Source organism: Nibribacter ruber (assembly GCF_009913235.1).
Lineage (GTDB): Bacteria > Bacteroidota > Bacteroidia > Cytophagales > Hymenobacteraceae > Nibribacter > Nibribacter ruber.
In genome coordinates this window covers 2,982,332-2,999,934 of record NZ_CP047897.1, presented here as the reverse complement: position 1 = coordinate 2,999,934, position 17,603 = coordinate 2,982,332, and the positions used below count along the sequence as shown (strand labels likewise).

The 17,603-nt window shown below is 46.5% G+C and carries 16 protein-coding genes; 7 read left to right on the top strand and 9 right to left on the bottom strand.

The window, feature by feature from the left end; genetic code table 11:
- Positions 1–133: 133 nt before the first annotated feature.
- From GU926_RS12640 to GU926_RS12605, 8 genes are all read right to left on the bottom strand, one after another.
- Complete coding sequence (locus tag GU926_RS12640; RefSeq protein ID WP_160692403.1) at positions 134–2,599, bottom strand: AIPR family protein; 2,466 nt, start codon at positions 2,597–2,599, stop codon at positions 134–136.
- A complete protein-coding gene (locus GU926_RS12635) occupies positions 2,574–3,596 on the bottom strand; it encodes a PD-(D/E)XK motif protein (RefSeq protein ID WP_160692401.1) in 1,023 nt (340 codons plus the stop codon). The genes GU926_RS12640 and GU926_RS12635 overlap by 26 nt, the downstream gene beginning before the upstream one ends.
- Positions 3,589–6,486 carry a Z1 domain-containing protein gene (locus tag GU926_RS12630; RefSeq protein ID WP_160692399.1) on the bottom strand — a complete coding sequence of 966 codons (2,898 nt, stop codon included), beginning with the start codon at positions 6,484–6,486 and terminating at the stop codon, positions 3,589–3,591. The genes GU926_RS12635 and GU926_RS12630 overlap by 8 nt, the downstream gene beginning before the upstream one ends.
- A 33-nt stretch (positions 6,487–6,519) precedes the next feature.
- Positions 6,520–7,989 (bottom strand): ATP-binding protein, encoded by a 1,470-nt coding sequence (locus GU926_RS12625; protein WP_198001415.1) that lies wholly within the window; start codon positions 7,987–7,989, stop codon positions 6,520–6,522.
- The gene (locus GU926_RS12620) at positions 7,989–9,638 is read right to left on the bottom strand and encodes a DNA cytosine methyltransferase (RefSeq protein ID WP_160692397.1); all 1,650 of its coding nucleotides are present in this window, start codon (positions 9,636–9,638) and stop codon (positions 7,989–7,991) included. Before GU926_RS12620 ends, GU926_RS12625 begins: the two co-directional genes overlap by 1 nt.
- Complete coding sequence (locus tag GU926_RS12615) at positions 9,611–10,045, bottom strand: very short patch repair endonuclease (protein WP_160692395.1); 435 nt, start codon at positions 10,043–10,045, stop codon at positions 9,611–9,613. Before GU926_RS12615 ends, GU926_RS12620 begins: the two co-directional genes overlap by 28 nt.
- 33 nt (positions 10,046–10,078) lie before the next feature.
- Complete coding sequence (locus GU926_RS12610; RefSeq protein ID WP_160692393.1) at positions 10,079–11,221, bottom strand: putative sensor domain DACNV-containing protein; 1,143 nt, start codon at positions 11,219–11,221, stop codon at positions 10,079–10,081.
- Positions 11,222–11,492: 271 nt separating this feature from the next.
- A complete protein-coding gene (locus GU926_RS12605; protein WP_160692391.1) occupies positions 11,493–11,762 on the bottom strand; it encodes a hypothetical protein in 270 nt (89 codons plus the stop codon).
- Positions 11,763–12,064: 302 nt separating this feature from the next.
- Between GU926_RS12605 and GU926_RS12600 the strand changes: the two genes are divergently transcribed.
- A complete protein-coding gene (locus tag GU926_RS12600; protein ID WP_160692389.1) occupies positions 12,065–12,991 on the top strand; it encodes an isoaspartyl peptidase/L-asparaginase family protein in 927 nt (308 codons plus the stop codon).
- A gap of 3 nt (positions 12,992–12,994) precedes the next feature.
- Here GU926_RS12600 and GU926_RS12595 read toward each other — a convergent pair whose 3' ends face one another.
- A complete protein-coding gene (locus tag GU926_RS12595; RefSeq protein ID WP_160692387.1) occupies positions 12,995–14,074 on the bottom strand; it encodes a DnaJ domain-containing protein in 1,080 nt (359 codons plus the stop codon).
- Between the two features lie 184 nt (positions 14,075–14,258).
- Between GU926_RS12595 and GU926_RS12590 the strand changes: the two genes are divergently transcribed.
- From GU926_RS12590 to GU926_RS12565, 6 genes are all read left to right on the top strand, one after another.
- Positions 14,259–14,696: a phage holin family protein gene (locus tag GU926_RS12590; RefSeq protein WP_232058319.1), complete on the top strand. Its 438-nt coding sequence runs from the start codon at positions 14,259–14,261 to the stop codon at positions 14,694–14,696.
- Between the two features lie 14 nt (positions 14,697–14,710).
- A complete protein-coding gene (locus tag GU926_RS12585) occupies positions 14,711–15,337 on the top strand; it encodes a hypothetical protein (protein ID WP_160692385.1) in 627 nt (208 codons plus the stop codon).
- Entirely contained in the window at positions 15,309–16,100 is a 792-nt protein-coding gene (locus tag GU926_RS12580) for a geranylgeranylglyceryl/heptaprenylglyceryl phosphate synthase (RefSeq protein ID WP_160692383.1), read from the top strand. Before GU926_RS12585 ends, GU926_RS12580 begins: the two co-directional genes overlap by 29 nt.
- A gap of 39 nt (positions 16,101–16,139) precedes the next feature.
- Entirely contained in the window at positions 16,140–16,307 is a 168-nt protein-coding gene (locus GU926_RS12575; protein ID WP_160692381.1) for a hypothetical protein, read from the top strand.
- Positions 16,308–16,536: 229 nt separating this feature from the next.
- On the top strand, positions 16,537–16,941 hold the full coding sequence (gene rnk / locus GU926_RS12570; RefSeq protein WP_160692379.1) for a nucleoside diphosphate kinase regulator: 405 nt from the start codon (positions 16,537–16,539) through the stop codon (positions 16,939–16,941).
- A gap of 193 nt (positions 16,942–17,134) precedes the next feature.
- The gene (locus tag GU926_RS12565) at positions 17,135–17,572 is read left to right on the top strand and encodes an STAS/SEC14 domain-containing protein (RefSeq protein WP_160692377.1); all 438 of its coding nucleotides are present in this window, start codon (positions 17,135–17,137) and stop codon (positions 17,570–17,572) included.
- Positions 17,573–17,603 lie beyond the last annotated feature (31 nt).

Sequence of the window (17,603 nt, the reverse complement as noted above, 5' to 3'; positions counted from 1 at the left end):
CTACGTTAGTATATTTTTTGGCGCATGCCTTGTTTTTGACATTATCCGCTTTTAAAAATCAGTACTGGTATTAGATAAACTGCAAAAACATAAATTATCAAAAATAGAAAGCTTCAATTCCTAATTCTGGAATTTATTTTTTCTTCCACCAAGCATTCTTTTTAATTGCATAAGTATAGCCCGGTAGTTCAACCGCACTCCAATAGCATATAGAAGTTTCCCACCGGGCATCCTCAGCTGTTCCTACTTCACTTACAGCCACGCCAAACCCAAACCTTTTTACTTTGTTCATTACTTTTGAAATAAAGCCTAGATTCCGATCAGAAAGTGGCCGTTTACCCTCTGCCAGAAGCACAAGGAACTTATACTCAGGGTCAGATAGCTTTTTATGCTTCTTTTCCCATTTCACTACTTCCTTAAGCTGATCAGTGTTAATACCTGTTAAGGTATCGGTAGCAGTTCCAGCTTCATCCAGGTACTCATCCATATTCAGAAATAACTCCGGTGCCTCCTCTATAGCAAGGTCCAGAATCTTCTGTCCATTACTTAATTCTGTATCACTGAACAGTTTCTTTTTTAGAACAGCAGAACTAATGGTAGTTGTCATGGTACGCTGGTAAGGAGATAGTTTCCCGGTAGCTCTTCCCCATTCTTCAATTTCTGCCCATGTTTTAGGATGAACTGATTTCAATCTTTCCTGAAGAGCTATTACTTCTGCCTGCAAGGTATCTTCTTCTGTAAGTCGTACTCTTTTAGGGCTTTTACTATTAGACTCCAGATCATACTTCAGGCTTTCAAGTGAAAGATTAAAATCCTGCTGTTTAACTGCCTCCCAGCATTCCTCCTTTTTGGCATATTCCCCATAAAGTGAACCTGGAGCCTTTTTCTTAATGAAAGCTTCCATCTTCACCATTATCTCCCTCAGTTTTTCTTTTAGAGACCCACTTATACCCTGAGCTTTCCAGATCTTGTAGAGATCCAGTTTGTAAATAAGCTTATACCCGAGCCAGGCCACTGTATAGGGAACAGTTATATAGCGCATATCGCCAATGGAGTTAGGCTTTACTCCATACACCTTTTCAGCTGCCCTGAATAGGATAGCCTTGGCAATAGCATCTTCAAAATAGATGTTGTCTGGCTTACTTTCAAAATTGTAGTTGATAAACTGAACATAGTTTTTCTGGTTTCCCCTAACTACAAAATGTGGCCCTACTACCAGTTTTTTACCTTCATATACTTGTTGCCAGGAATTCACATACTTGGCAATATCTTCTTTTGTTAAGACTTGCACCTTGGGGTTCTTCAGCTCAAAAGCTTTCCGTTTAGCCTGAGTGAATCCCTCCTTCAGGATAGCATTCTTATACTGCCCTCTGGCACGCTCATAGAACCAACGCGTCTGTTGGGTTTTGCCCTGCATAGGCGGTGCCCAGATAGTGCGGGAAAGTTTTTCCAGCATGATATGGTTCTCACTATTAGAGCTGAGGTCAGAAGCAGAAATCTTGTTCTGGGTGTTGGCATACTCAGCAATTCTGGCTACCACATTGGTAAAATTGGTTTTATTCTTTACCACTGAAAGCTTTACCTGCACAAATATCCTGGAGATATCTGCCTTGTCTTTTTTCCAGGTGTGGTAAATTGATGCTGTTGTCTGGCCTCCGTTCACTATCTGCAAATCTTTCACCCGGGCAATTGATTGCCCATAGCCGTCTGGGGAGGAGACTAGTTGCACTTCTTCTGCCGTAGCTGCCAAACCATTGTTAAAGGCAAGAAACATATGAGATTCTTCCAGAATAGTCTTCCGGATGCCCTTATTTATCTTCCCAGAAAATTGCAGGAAAGACCTTACATTCTGTTCTAAAAGGCGTGACCCAAACCGTTCATATATATTGACTAGTGCAGCTCCAGGAATAATGGCCAGATAGGACTGGTATTCCTCATTATCAGAGGGGGTAAAGATGCAAGGTATGGTGTAACCGTCCGCCTGAAAATTTATCTCAATAGGTACATGCGACTTTTCAGAGATATTATAAAGATAATTCAGATCTATTACCCGGGAGTAAACTTTATAACCAGAAATATTCTGCTCCTGCAATGTTTCACCCGGATAAACTCCGTCCGTTAAAATCATTACATTCACCCGAACAAGGTTGCTTTTTAGCTCTTTAGATTCGCTTAAAGTATGAGCCAGGTCAAATATTTCTGAGGCTTCTTCTATTTCCAGCACATACGTGTTGTACACTGCATTCCGGAAGAAGGCAGTAATTCTCTTCGCAGCTTTATCTACCTCCTCTTTGAAAGTTCTGGCAGGCTCATCTGTTCCTTTGAAAATAGTAATGAACAGATCCAGCGTCTCGTAGTTATCAGAAAGAGCATAGCCATTGATCTTATGCTGAACACTATTAGCCTTATTTACTTTTTCATCATAACAGGCTCGTGCATTCTCCGTTTCCCCGGCATCTGCCAATAAGCCAATAGCATACTGTGTAAAAAACTGCTCTAATGCTCCACCCTCATCTTCTGATAACTGTGTAGCCCTTATCTCTTGCTGAACGTTTGCATAAAATTTATTTAACTCAAGATTCTCTAGCGTTTCTGCCATGCCAGTTTAAGGTTTTGAAGACTACCTGTTCATCTACCAGGTAGTCACTATAATTACTTAGTATGATTGAATATTTTATATCGCCTACTCCTCCTCGCACTTCATTTTCCTGTATTCTGGGGAAGTCTTCTTTCACTTCATAGAATGATTCCTGACGGATTTTATAACTCTTAAATTCATAAAGATGCTGATGGCTTAGATAGTATCCTGCCTGCAGAAGCTTTTCCTGGAATATGGAATATAAAGAAAAGTCATGAATTAATAGCGCCTTTATAGATTCTATCAACCCAGGCAAGGTTTCCCCTGCATTTTGTTGCACATCCAGAGACAAATGAAAAAGAAACAGAAAATCTAATGTGGTAACATCCAGTTGTCTTTCACTGCTGATTTGAACCTTTTGATGGTTGTTCCCTTTAGTAGTTTTCACTTCCAGAGCTAAACCTCCATATTCAAAGTCCCTGACAGCAAGTTCTGGCCCGACCCATGCCTGCAGACATTTAGCTTTGTCCTCAACAATGTAAAGCCACTTTTTCAGGAAATATAGTTCTCCAAACAAACCCCTTTGAGCTTCTGGTGATAAACCTTCTGAAGCTGCTTTTTCAAAAAGGGCTTGCCACTTATCAATTCTATTTAGGAATTCACGCGCAATTATACCTTCGTTTTCTAAGTTGATGATATGCCTTATTATATCCAAAATAAGGCTATCAAAAATATCAGAGAACCTATTGTCCAGCAGAATCAGATTTAAAAATCCTCGTGTGCTATGTTGGGGATCATCTACCTTTTCTAATCTCAACCCCCTCAACTTCCGTTCAGAATTGATTTTGTTGATAACTCTTATTGGTAGTCCGAGAAGTAAACAAGAAGAGTCCTCGGGTAACCTGATGCCCAGATAAAGGTCACAATCTGATGACTCTGAATACCGGATTTTAGCTAACCCACTCATAGAAGCGGGCTGCTTTCTGAGTTCTGCCCAAATTTCTTTTAGCCTATTCATGCATTAACTCTTCCGCATCTAATTCCTCTGCGTAATCATAATCCTGCATAAATTGCTCGTTTACCGCATACTCAATTTTTTCATCATTAGGTATATTAGGAAAGCTGATAGCAAACCCCATTATAGGCACATCTGAATAATTCCTTCTCTCAGTTTTATACTCTTTATTTTCAGGAGTACTGTTTTCAGACAACCACCGGTGCATCGGAGAAGAATGCAATGGATATAATAACAACAAACCCCTAGTGGAAGATCTGCCTCTTTTTATCCTGAAACCACTTGGCAATGTAGGCTCATTTTTTTTCTCATCCTGTTCCCAATCCTGTTTTGTGAGCTTTAGGGCTTCTGCAATTTGCTGATCTGACAAATCAATTAACTCATGATTAGGAGAAATAATCATGGCTTTATTAATGGAGTAGGCTTTAACAATCTCATCTGGTCGGGTAAGATTAATACTCCGGTCAGTCATACCAATGTTCTTAGTTTCATTGTTGATTTCAAATGGGTATGTATCTGATTCTTTTGCTGTGGAATTCTGTATTAAAACAATAGTCCAGTCAGTTAGATTGCTTTGCCGCACTTGGGCCTGAATGTAGTCAGCCATTTTTTGAACATCCAATACTTCCCGGCCAATACTATAGCTAGTCAGAAATTTGATAACCAGATTACTGTTGTTCTTTCCACTCCAGATGTTAGGCTGTGTTTTCACCTCGTTATTTAAAGGATCTTCTACTGGCCTACCTAGTGTGTTTATCAGGTCTACTGTTGCCTCATAATTACGCCTGAAGATATGCTGGTCAATTTTAAGCTTATAAGTTTGTTCAAGTTCTCCAGAATAACTTAGCAACATGATCTGCTTATGGCGGAATTTATTTGCTGCCGTAATTTTCAAAGCTCCAGGATGTGTTCTGACTTTTAACCCATAGTTTTTAGGTGTCTCATTAAGCAGGAACATGTAATCAAAATCAGCCCGCATTTCCTCTGAAGCAATGGTTATGTGTTCAAACCATTCAATAAGATCACTAGTAGTAAATAGCCGGCACAAATCGGCGTAACTTGGACGGTAGCCAAACCACCGGCCCATCTGCATAAGCGTATCATACATCTTGGAGGCTCTTAAGTAATAGCTTACAGATAAACCTTCCAGCGTTAATCCCCGTGAAAGCTTATCACCTCCTACTGCAATCACAGATAAATAAGTACCCTGCTGCTCAGACATAAAGTAATCCAGTGGAGATATATTATGATAGGATAACCCGGCTTCATTTTTATCCCCGTGTATAGCTCTTACTTCTATTCTGGCACTAGCATTGAATAACTCATTTTCAATCTCACTCCAGGAAATGGGAACGATGCCAGGATCTTGGTAGATATGATCCTGCATTAGAACCTGGTTAGTCTTAGGTTCATATTCAGTTTCCCAAACTTCCCGCAATTCTTCAATAATAGATCCTTGATTGAATTCAATCTGCTTTTGATAATGCTTAAGTTCAGCATCTACCAACATAGCAATTCTATCCTGCCAGACCACGTATCTAGAAACGTGAATGAGCATAGAATTATGGACATTAACCTGTTTTCTAACCCTCCTTGCGGCACAGGAAAGGACAAAACATTTAATGGCAAAACGCAAACTGGCAGGAAGCTCTTCAGGAAATGGCGTATCCTTCTTGTGCTTATCCGGCACAAAAGCCTCATAATCAAAGACAGGTACGGCAATAGGTAAGGGTTCCTCTGCTGACTCAGAAGAGGAAGAAGCCGGCAGCCCAAATACTTTAGTTGGACCTATATAATTAGACGGTGCTGGAATGTTAACAATGAAATCTTTAGGAAACAGATCCTGACCTACTGTAAATTCAAAATCTTTAATGGTCAGATTTAGTCCTTTGGTGATTTCCTCTGATAACAAAGGAATAAAAATGTTGGCAAAAGGGGTTGCAGTATAACCAACGTAGGCGCTTTGCTCAAATAAGGATAATAGCGCCCGTATACAACCGTTAATAGTGGATACTTTTTTGGGGTTCACATTGATTGAGGCATTGTCTGCCTCATCGTCAATAAGCAGAAAGGGTAGTTCCCGTATGATAATATTCCCTTCTGGTGTTTTGTCTCCTCTGGTTGCGAGCCAGGCAACTAAGTTCTTGAGAATAGAGGCATTCTTTTTTATAACCAGAATAATAGGATCCGTTCCTCTGATATTTACTCCGGAAGACTGTGCTACAGGCCCTTTAAAATCACCATTAAGTCTACTGGTGGTTAGAGCATGAGCAGGCAAATCTTTATTAATAAGACCTACTCCAATTCTATTGCCTGCATTGGAGAAGTTCATGGCCGTCTGTGTATTAAACCCCAGAAACCCTTCATCAATCCTGACCTGAGTCTGGCTTCTAAGACTATCATGAAGGCCTGCCAGGACAATAATTAGCTTATACCCAGTATCAGCAGCTTTGTTAATAAGACCAGTATAGTTACTGGTTTTGCCAGATTGCACTTGCCCTACCACCATTCCCCTTTTGTCCCAAGGGCCTTTGGTTGTTGGGTCAATAAGCCTGTCCAGAATATCATCAGTTAGGTTATCCAGCTTGTTTAAGGTAGGTGGTGCTATTTTTTTCTGCTGGTATATCAGGTACCGGTTCCAGAAATTCCATTTAATTTCTGATTTCTTGTTTTTCAACCACGGGACATAAGTCCCAGGATCAGACAGAATTTTATAATTATCAGAAAAAACAGAAAATTGAGCTTCCAGATATTTATATAATGTTTTACTTTCTTCCTCTTCAATTTGAAAGATTTTCTGGACGTTAACGATGGCCTCATCAATGTCAGAAACAGTAATAGTGGATTTATTTTGTAATAAGGTTATACAAATTTGTTTTGCCTGCTCTAGCATAATAGAATATTGAATTAAATAGCTTAAGAATTATTAAATAGATTCAATTAGTTGGGGATAAAGATTAAAGGGCTCCATATTAAGAATCATGGTCTTGGCCAGATCATCCTGTATACCTTGTGTTATGTAAGAAGCATACATAAGCTTCATCATACTTAACAACGCATCATGGTTGATCCCCTCAAATGGCTGCCCTTGAAGGTCAGGTTGTTCGCTCTCCTTAATGGTAATTAAGGGAACAGGAACAGTTTCTTCTATCAAGTAAAGCAGTTTCTTTAATTCCTGAATTTTACCAGGAAATTGAGACAATAAATGGGAGACTAAGGGGTGTTCCTGATTGATTTCATAAAATCTCTTACCATGCCGAAGCTTTTCCAACCAGACTGGCTGATATTGGTTAGACCCATATTTCCGCTGTAATACTTTACCCTTGTGTCTGTAAACCTCCACTGCCTGTGCTCTGACCTTACTGGCATAAGCTTTCAGCTGATCCCTCAAGATAAGCGGTGGCCTGGCCACAGATTTTTTGATGTCAATCTGCCAGGAGGCATCTAAATTGTTTGGAAGATCCACAGCAATACGAGCCAATTTAAAATGCTCCTCTTTCCGGAACATACCCAGCCAATCACCGGCTAGTAAAAGGCGGTCCTTCCGGTATATATAGAAACCTTGGTGGGCATTCCAGCCCTTTGGTCCTTCAGCTTCCCGAAATTTTGTATCTATTAATTTAGACTTATGAGGAAGAACGTAACCCCGTAATTTAACTTTCCCATTCTGAAGCGGATCTTCCGGAAATTTCTGGGTTGAAGGTTCACTAATCAGAAAAGGATCCCAAGGCTTTACTTCTCTTGTCTGGAACCAGATTTTAACTTTTTTACTTTCAATATATCTGTGAAAGATCATGGCTATATGCCTTTTCACATGATCCATAATCTGTAAGAACTTTTCCAGACCAACTTTGTCGTCTGAATGGAGGGACTGAACTACTCTGTCCAGATCATTCCAAAGGACAATGGTTCCTGAATTTAGATTATTAATCTGTGATAAGACATTTTCATTTAGTTGATATTTGATCAGGTTCCATTTACCAGCCTTTGAAACATAATCCAGATCCCAGGTCCAGTAAACTGGTTCGGAATCCCGATATTTAGAAACAACCGTTAATTTCCGGCATTGGGAAAAGGATGCAGTCTTCAATCCAAGACCAAACCGACCCAAGTCCCGTGCATCTCTCTCTTCATTTGGGTTTTTGGATCCAGGGCGCATCGCTTGGATTAACTCCTCATTGTTCATTCCATGACCATCATCCTTTATGGTCAACCACGTAGAGGCACCTGTGTAGTCAAAATCTACCCAGATATTTTTAGCTCCGGCAGAAATGGAGTTATCAATAATATCTGCAATTGCAGTCTCCAGATTATACCCAATAGCACGAAACGTTTCAATCATAGAAACTGCTTCAGGCTCAGCTGAAGCAGTTTCATATTGAGTATAATCAATCATCAGGAATGCTCTATTACAAGTTCACCTTTCAACTGCTCCTGAGCATCACCCTGCTCGTTAATTTCTTGATCCTCCATCTTCAGGAATAGATCTCTCACTATATCCCCAATCTGCTTGGCTAAATAAGGAGGAACTGCATTTCCTACTTGATGAAATTGGCTTGTGCGTCCACCCCAGAATAGATAATTATCTGGAAATGTTTGTATTCTGGCAGCTTCGCGCACAGTCAGGCTTCTACATTGCTTAGGGTCATAGTGAATAAAGTAATGTCCATCTTTTGATATATGGCTTGTAACTGTGGTAGCGGTGTCATCAGGTAACTGCACTCTGAACCTGTCTGCAAACTTTCCTGTGCTTGCACTCTCATGATCGGGCAGCAGTTCCTGATCATACTTTGCATAATCTGCCATTCGTGGGAATTTATTATTATGCTTGGAATACATGCTGGCAAATAAGTACCGCTTAATGTCTTGCAACAAATGAGAGCGTGACTCATGATTTATCACACCTCCCAACTTAGGGTCTGAGTACCATTTGTAAAGCGGATGATCCTGAGCAATGGTATTAGCACATTCAATAAACTCTGCCCCAATGCCATTCTCAAAGAGCATATTCTCATATAGCTCTTTTTTAACACCAAATTCATTCTTAGTTAAAAGTTGATTCCTGAAAGCCCTTACTTTCTCATTCCATAGTGTTTCAGAGTCTTCCAGTTTTTCATATATCCTCTTTTTCCTCCCCTCAACTATTTCACTTTTAATAAAATCTCTACTTAGTGCACTTCTCAATGCTGGCAAACTACCTATAACTGATTCAAGGGTAACCTTACCACCTTCTTTTAATACTTCAGGCTGAACATTAACATCTTCCCTCACGCCAATTAAAATCACTCTATGCCGCTTCTGAGGGATTGAGTATTTCTCAGCCTTAATCAGATAGTCTTTATGATCCTTTATATCAGTTTTTGCTAAAGAGTAAATGGTGTATTTAGGAGATTTTGAATTTTTAAAAACAGATGCTGGATTTTGGAGGTCTCGTAACATCCAGTCGAAAACTTTTTCTCCATTTACCTGTGCAGAAAGCAAACCTTTCACATTCTCCATAATAAAGACGGAGGGATGGTGATTGGCAATTATTCTTAGGTACTCCTTGTAGAGGTACACTCTATGATCAGTTTCATGTACCCCCCCGACTCTAGATCTGCCAACGAGTGAGAAAGCTTGACAGGGAGGCCCTCCAATCAGAACCCAATGTTTATTTTCTTCACCTAATGCATTTTTTATCCGCGCATCAACATATAAAGCAGGATAATTATCTGATCCTAGCTCAATCTTGCGCGCTTCTACGTCCGCCTCTTTTGCTACTTCTGGATATTGAGCATACAAACTCTTCAGTAATTTTTCACGCTTTTTAAGGCTTGGTTCTCTGAGAAGGTCATAATACTCTTCTGGTATTTCTAAGCCTTTATGTAAAAATTTCCGGTAAAAGCTCCTCAATTTCAAGGTCTCATGCGCAATAGGATCTTTCTCTATTGAAAGCTTTATATCAAAAAAATACTTATCGTTACTCTTTACGCTTGAAAAACCTTCACCCAAACCACCTGGGCCTGCAAACAAATCAATTACTGGGATTGATTTAAACTCCTCCATAACTCCTCTTCTAACTTTACTAAGGTTACTTCTTTTGTTTTACTCTTTAATTCGCACTCCCAAATTGTCAGGACTTTCCAGCCCCTCTCAACCAGAAGATTCTCATTTTCTTCGTCTTTCTTCCTATTTGTCTGCAGTTTGTTCAACCACCAATCAGTTCTGGTTTTAGGTACCACAAAATACTTACAACCATTATGACAATGCCAGAAGCACCCATGAACAAAAATAACGGTCTTGTATTTAGGCAGTATGATATCAGGCTTCCCCAGAAGCTTTTTATCATGTAATCTAAAACGGAACCCTTTTGAAAATAAGAACTTGCGGACTAAGACTTCAGGCTTTGTATTCTTCCCTTTAATTTGGGACATGTTAAAGCTCCTGACCTTTTTGCTGTGGACATCAGTCATATGCTTTTTAAAGATAAAGACTTTGAGCTAACTCTACAACAACAACGCATCCACCCGGTGCGCGTGCACCATGTTCTCACAGGGAGACCAAGTGAAGATGGTGAAGCGGCCGTCTTGGGAGGCCACCAGGGCCAGGGCGTCTTTCTGGTCATGCACAAACTGGGCGGCAGAGAGGTGACGAGTACCGCCGGTCTGGCCCGGCGAGATGACCATGGCCTCGCCGCCCACAATGGGCTCTGTGAACATCATCTGCTTTACCTGTTCACTTTCATGCGCGCGCACAATCTTGGCCCCGAAAGCCAGCAGCTCATACTGGTCAGAGAGCACGGTGGCGCCGTCTACGGCGGTGAGGCCGGCTACGCTGTCAATGGCCTGCCGGATGGCCGTCTGCCAGGAGGTTTTCTTGCGTTCAGAGACATCTTGCTTGAGTAAGTCGGCGAGTTCTGTGAAGGCGGGGGCCACGGCGTATTGGATGGGGTGCATGATGGAGTTGCGCCAGGCACCGTCGTTGGTGGGTACCAGCAGCAGAGTTCCGCCGCGGCCGTGCGCCCGCATAGACACCGCCAGCTGCACCAGCACGTTCACAGAATCATCCCAGGAGGCGGCAGACGCAAAACCCAGCAGAGAGGAAAGCACGTTGGGGCAGTCCGGCAGGGTGGCGCTAGACTCATCCACAATCTTCACCTGGTCCCCTTTGAGCACGGCCACGTTGTTGAACTTGCCCAGGCCTCCCTGTCGGCGGTGCTTGATCACCAGCAGACCAGGCTCAGAGACGTCCAGCACGAAGCAGAACTTGGTGATCTCATGCATGGTGCCCCAGATGTAGAGTTCTTCGCCCTCATACCAGATGCCCAGGTGAATGCCGGCCCGCTCCACGCCGGGCGCCAGCTTGGTGAGAATGGCCGAAGTGAGCGGCAGCCGCTGTTCAAACACCAGCGGCCTTACCGAATGGTCTGGCGGCAGAAAGGCCAGGGAAATCTTGGGAGAATGGCCTTCTTCGCGGCGCAGGCTGGCCCAGAAAGCAGTGTCAATCATGGCGGCAATGACCTTGGCATGGGGCTCGGGGGCAAGGGCCTGCTCTCCCCGTTCGCGGGCTTCATGCAGGTGCTGCACAAAATGCGTTTCCATGGACTCGGCCACCGCCAGGGCCGCCTGGTATGTTATTTCACGGTTCATAGGTACAAGCGTTTGCACAAGAGCAGGAACCAGCACGCCGCCTCCTGTTCATGATACTAGCAACTTACGCGAAATAGACCAGATTTATCTTATGCCTTTACCGCCATGGGACATCTTTCTGCCCAGGGCAATAACTACAAGTAATTAAAGAGAGGGAAAGTGAAAGGCGTTTTTGGGCTGTTTTCTGGAAAAGAGGCCAAAAACAGAAGGACCGCAGCCAAGAAAAGGAGACAGGCGCAGTCAAATTTAATTAAGCGAAGAGAGAGAGAGTTCAGGGCTTGAGTTGCTGCAGGAGGTTTTCCAGGCAGGAGGTCTGCAGGTAGGGGTCTAATTGCTTCTGGGAGGTGAAGGTGCGCACCAGGGCAATGCTGCCACAGTGCTCCAGAAGCCAGACCTCGGCGTAGAAGGAGCCCATAGCGTACAAACTGATATGGCACCACCCCTTCAGGCGGGAGTGCAGGTAGCGGCCGTTGTCCTGCACCTGCTTTATCTGCTCCACCAGCGGCAGCTCCACAAACTCTTTCACTTGCATATCCTTCATCTCAGTGGCTGTTTCTAAAATACGCTCGCTACCTTATGTTTAGTACGTGCGCCGGCTAATTTATTACTCTTTTCAAGGTTTCCTGTTACAGCGGCAGCATAGTTCCCGGCCAGAACACCATTCTTTTCTTTCCAGAGTCTAGTTGCGGCCTGGTTTAGATGCAGCAAAACTCCTGGACGGCAGAGAGAGTTCCGTAGCAATACTCCTTGGCTTTGCCATACGTGCATTTACCGTATTAATACCCGCAACTCTGCCAATGTGCCGCCGTTTTTACAGGTGATTACTACCAACCGCTACATTCCATGAAAAAATTTGCCATAGCCATACACGCCGGCGCTGAGAACCTGAAGAAAAGCGAGGTGAGCCCCGAAAAGGAAAAGGCCTACCGGCACGGTCTTTCTGAGGCCCTCACCGCCGGGTGGAGCGTTTTAAAAAAGGGTGGCACCGCTGTAGACGCCGTTGAAGCCGCCGTGCGTTCTCTGGAGGATAATCCCTTGTTCAATGCCGGCAAAGGCGCTGCCCTCACAGAACTGGGCGAAAACAAAATGGACGCCGCCATCATGGACGGCAAAGACATGAACGCGGGAGCTTGCAGCAACGTGGAGCAGATCAAGAACCCCATCTCGCTGGCCCGGGCCATCATGGACAAGACCAAGCACGTGTACCTCACCAGCGACGGTGCCATGGATTTTGCCCGCGAGCAAGAACTCACCATCAAGCCCGTACCCTACTTCCAAGAGGAAGAACGCATCAAGGAATGGGAGAAACAGCACGAAAAGGAAAAGAAAAAGCCTGAGGCCAGGGCTAAAATGCGGGTTGATACTGTGGGCGCCGTGGCCCTGGACATGGAAGGCAACCTGGCCGCTGCCACCTCTACCGGCGGCCTCACCAATCAGATGAACGGCCGCGTGGGTGACTCTCCCATTATTGGTGCGGGCACCTACGCCAATAATGAGGTGGTGGCCGTGTCCTGCACCGGTGAAGGCGAAGAGATCATGCGCTCCGTATTGGCCCATGAAGTCTATTCCCTCATGAAATACAAAGGACTGTCTGTGCAGGAAGCCTGTGACGAAGCCGTGGATATGTACAAGAAGAAGATTGGCGGCGACAAAGGCATCATCGCCCTAGACCCCAACGGCGAGGTGGGCATGGTCTACAACTGCAACCTCATGTTCAGGGGCTTCCGGATTGGGGGCGATGACCCGGTGGTGCGCATCTGGGAGGACTAATCCTTACTGCAACCTATCTGCTTCCATTTCAGCTTCTGAGAAGCCCAGATCTGCCGCCCGCTTAAAGGCCTTGTACGCCCCCGGAATATCCTTTCGGGCTTTGAGCACCTGTGCCTGTACGTAATACGCTCGCGCGTTCAAAGGATCCAGTTCAAGGGCCTTGGCTACGTCATTCTTGGCCAGGTCCAGGCGCTTCAGCTTGAACTGCGCGAAGCTTCTGTACAACCACGCATCGGCTAGGCTTCTTCCAGGGGAAGGATTCTCCAGAAAAACAGACAGGTCCTTTACCGCCAAGGGCAGGTCTTCCTCCAGGTGCAGCCTGGCCACGCCCCTGTCAAAGTAGGCCGCGGTGCCGCTGGATTTCAATTCAATGCTATGGTTTAGATCTTGCAAGGCCTGCCGGTAGTTCTTGAGCTGCAGAAAGGCCTGGGCGCGCGTCTGCCAGAGTTCTGCGGAGGGTGCCTCACTTTCCTCCAACAACCAAGACACGTCCGTGACGGCTCCCTGCGGGTCGTTGAGGTGGTGAAGGCGCAATCGGGCTCTTTTCAGGCGGGCTTCTTCCTGGTCCTCGTCATGGTCCAGCACCTCGGTAAAGAAGGCCTCGGCCTCGGCCCAGTGTTTCTGGGTTTCGGCTTGCTGACCCCGCTGGTAAGCGCGCTGGCTGGCAAAGGCGTCCCAGGAGAGTTTAATGGTAGCCAGCAGCAGCACTAGCAATACAATAAGGCCCAGGGCAATGAGTCGGTCTTTCTTAGAAAAATGACTGTGCCGTTGCGGCCGCTGGTGGTAATGCCGTTCCTGCATACCGGCGGGTGGGCGGGTGTAATGGTAGCGCGGGTTGCTGTAGGCCTGTGACTGATGGTAGTTTTTCTCATACTGGCGCTTGAGGTCATAGGTGGCTTTGCGCCGGGGGTCAGAGAGAATCTGGTAGGCCTCGTTCACGCGCTTGAACTGCTCCTCGGCGCGGTCATTGAGGGGGTTGCGGTCTGGGTGGTACTTGAGGGCCAGGCGCTTGTAGGCGGCCTTTATCTCAGAGGCGCTGGCAGAGGGGGCAAGGCCCAGGATATGGTAGTAGTTTTGGGTCAAGATTTATGCGCGGCGCGGCGGCCGCTACAAAAGTACGTGGTTTTTGGCTGTACGGTGGCGGTGCCTGCGTTTCGTTTTTGGCCTCTTTTCTGGAAAGTAGGCCAAAAACACCCAAGAGCACAAATTTTACTTGGGTTAGCCATAGCCTCTACTTTTACGTATGCGGTTTTGACGGGAAACAATTTTGGAATATTTTCCTGCCATGTTCCCGTATATCCTCAAAAGAACCTTTACCCGTAAAGAGAAAAAAATGGCCCAAGACGAGAAAAGCAAGACTGACAGCATCATTGGCAACATGATGGGGTACATAGACACCCGCATAGACCTGCTCAAGCTAGACATGCAAACCAAACTGAAGAGTGCCTTTGTGAGCACCATTCACGGGGTGCTGCTGGGCCTGGTGGCGCTGATGGTGCTGCTGTTCCTCAACATTTTCCTGGCTCTGCTGTTGAATGATTTGCTGGACAGCCGTTTCTGGGGCTTCGGGATCATTACACTTTTTTACCTTATTTTGCTGGTCATTCTGTTTGTGGGCTTAGACAAGAAAGTGTTTCAGGGCATGGCAGACAAGGCCTTCAGAAATACCATTTACAAAGCAGACGAATCTGAACAAACCAATTAACCTCATTTATACCCATGAGCGAATTGAACAACCCCCTTTTTGAAGACCAGCGCGAACTGCTGGAGCGCCAGAAGGAAGAATATAAGAACGCCCTCCTCAGTGACGTGGCAGAGCTCAAAGACCAGTCCACCCAGATTGGCAAAAACGTCCTGATGGCCGGCGGCCTCATGGTAGGCATGTACCTGCTGGGCAAGGCCTTTAGCGGCAACGGTGACAAGCCCAAGAAAAAAAAAGGCAACAAGCTAAAAAAATCGGCTACTTTTAAAGGAGCAGAGGACCGCGCCTGGATTGCCAACATTCCAGACGTGGAAGACGATGAGCCTTTGTACAGTGCCATTGAGCGCACCTATCCGGCGGTGTACCACCCCAACACGGGCACCCTGTTTTCGGCGGGCGGGCGCAAGAAAGAAAGCGGCTTTATGACGGCGGCCAAGTCTTTCATGCAGTCAGACCTGTTCAAGGCGGTGGAGCACCAACTGGCGGCCATGCTCATGCTGTACATCACCAAGCTCATTGAGGAGCGCTTTCACGTAAGCGCCGCCCTCGCCTCTCACCAAGAAGAGCCCGAAACCACAGACGTGGTCTATCACTTACAGACTGACGAGGACACCCATGCCCACCAACCATCAACGCAGTTCTAGCTTACTTTCCATACCAGATTCTACTACGCCAGCCAGCCGCCACAAGCGGCTGGCTGTGCTGTTAGACCCAGACCACCTCACCATTGCGCGCTGCCAGGAGATACTGGCCCTGAGCCACCGGCACGAGGTTGATTTCTTTTTCATGGGCGGCAGTCTCATCTCCAACCCAGACCAGACCTCATTCGTCTCCTTCATCAAGCAGCACAGCTCCATTCCGGTCATTCTGTTCCCCAGCAGCGGTCTGTACATAGACGCCAAGGCAGATGGTCTATTGTTGCTCTCCTTGATCTCGGGCCGTAACCCAGACTTCCTGATTGGACAGCACGTGGCCGCCGCGCCCTTGCTCAAATCCAGCGGCCTGCCTTTGTACTCTACCGGCTATATGCTTATTGACTCGGGCAGGCAGACCACGGCGTCTTATATGAGCGGCACTACGCCCATTCCTAATGACAAGCCTTCCATTGCCGCCTGCACCGCCTTGGCCGGCCAGATGCTGGGCTTGCAACACATGTATCTGGACGGCGGCAGCGGTGCCATGTACCCGGTTAGCCCCGCCATGATCCAGGCCGTGCGCCAGGCCGTAGACGTGCCCGTGATTGTGGGCGGCGGCGTGAACACCACAGAGAAGGCAGAAGCCGCTTGGAAAGCCGGCGCCGATGTGCTGGTGGTAGGCAACCATATTGAGAAGAGCCCGCAGTTCATTGCAGAAGTAAGCGAGGTCAAGCACCGATTCAACATGGTTTTGCCGCACGCGCAGGCGTAGCCCGTTCCTTCTTGCTTTTGACGGCCTTTCTGGCTATCTTTGACTATATCAGAAATTAAAATCGTGTATCCGTTCAGAGACATACCCTCTACCGCCTTGCAGCCGTTTACCGGCCTGGTAGCAGCGTCTCATCATGCGTCCCTGCGTGATGTCCTGAACGGCTATTGCCTTTTCTTTTTTACGTCGCCCAAAGACTTTAATAAGTAGGCCGGAGGTTTTACACATCCGGCACGCCATCCGTTTGCCGTTAGCGGCGTGTGACAGCAGAAGCCCTCTGGGTTTTCCCTGTCGCATGCCGCTAACGGCTTCTTCTTTCTAGCAAGCTCGTCTTCTCATGTGTTCGGTTCCTGGCAGCCGTCCCTGAGGCAGCGTTAAGCACCGGTTTAGAAAGACTTCCGCTCCCCTGTATTTTCTAATTCAATTTATTTACACGCTTATGAACTCTGTTTTTTTAACCGAGCAGGATTATGAACGCTTGCATTTACTGGTGCAGGCCCAACGGTCTGTGGCCCCTGCCCTGGTGGTAGAGGGCCTTTGCAAAGAATTGCGCACGGCCACGCTTATTCCGGCAGAGCAAGTACCGGTAGACGTGGTCACCATGAACTCACAGGTGCGCCTGCGCGAAAAGAAAAGCGGCACCGTGATGGACCTCACGCTGGTCTACCCTAAAAACGCCGATGTGGCCACCCGCAAAATCTCGGTGCTGGCCCCGGTGGGTTTTGCCATTCTGGGCAGAAAGGTAGGCCAGGAAGTAGAATGCCCCGCCCCGCGCGGCACGCTGCAGTACCAGATTGAAGAAGTGATGTATCAGCCAGAAGCCGCCGGCGACTTCAACCTGTAGACAGCTTCTTCCCTTGACGAGGCACGTCCTCTCTCTCCTTCCGTTTTTGGCCTGTTTTCACCAAATCAGCCCAAAAACGCGGTTTGCCATGCCCCTGTCCCAAAAGGAGACTGGCCTGGCAAACCCAGGAGAGACGGCGCGCCAGAGGATGGCCTTCCCCTGGAGGGCATTGGACACACTTAAAACTTGTAGTATGAGAACTGAACTGGTAAATGCTTTTGGAAATACGTTTCTCACCATCACCCAGGACCATGAGAACCGCTGGATACGCGCCGACTGGCAAGGCTACTCCACCGAGGAGGCCATAAAGACGGGCATGACGGCGTATACGCAGGCTCTGGAGCAAAGCCACCTGCATGCCATGCTCATTGACACCCGCCAGATGGCCGGCTCCTGGAGCCACTCCCTGGACTGGATGCTGGAAGAATGGGCGCCCCAGGCGGCTCGGGCGGGCTTGCAATACTATGCGCTGTTGGTAGAGCCAGAATCTTTTGCAGAGGCCTCCGCCGATGCTTTTTACGAACAGGTGCGCTATTTCAAGGCCAAGGTGTTTGAAGACCTGGAGTCTGCCGAAAACTGGCTGCAGCGCCGTTCCAACTGGCTTCAGAGCCGGTCCTACCAACTTACTTAGAAGGATGCCGTTTTTGGCCTCTTTCCCAGAA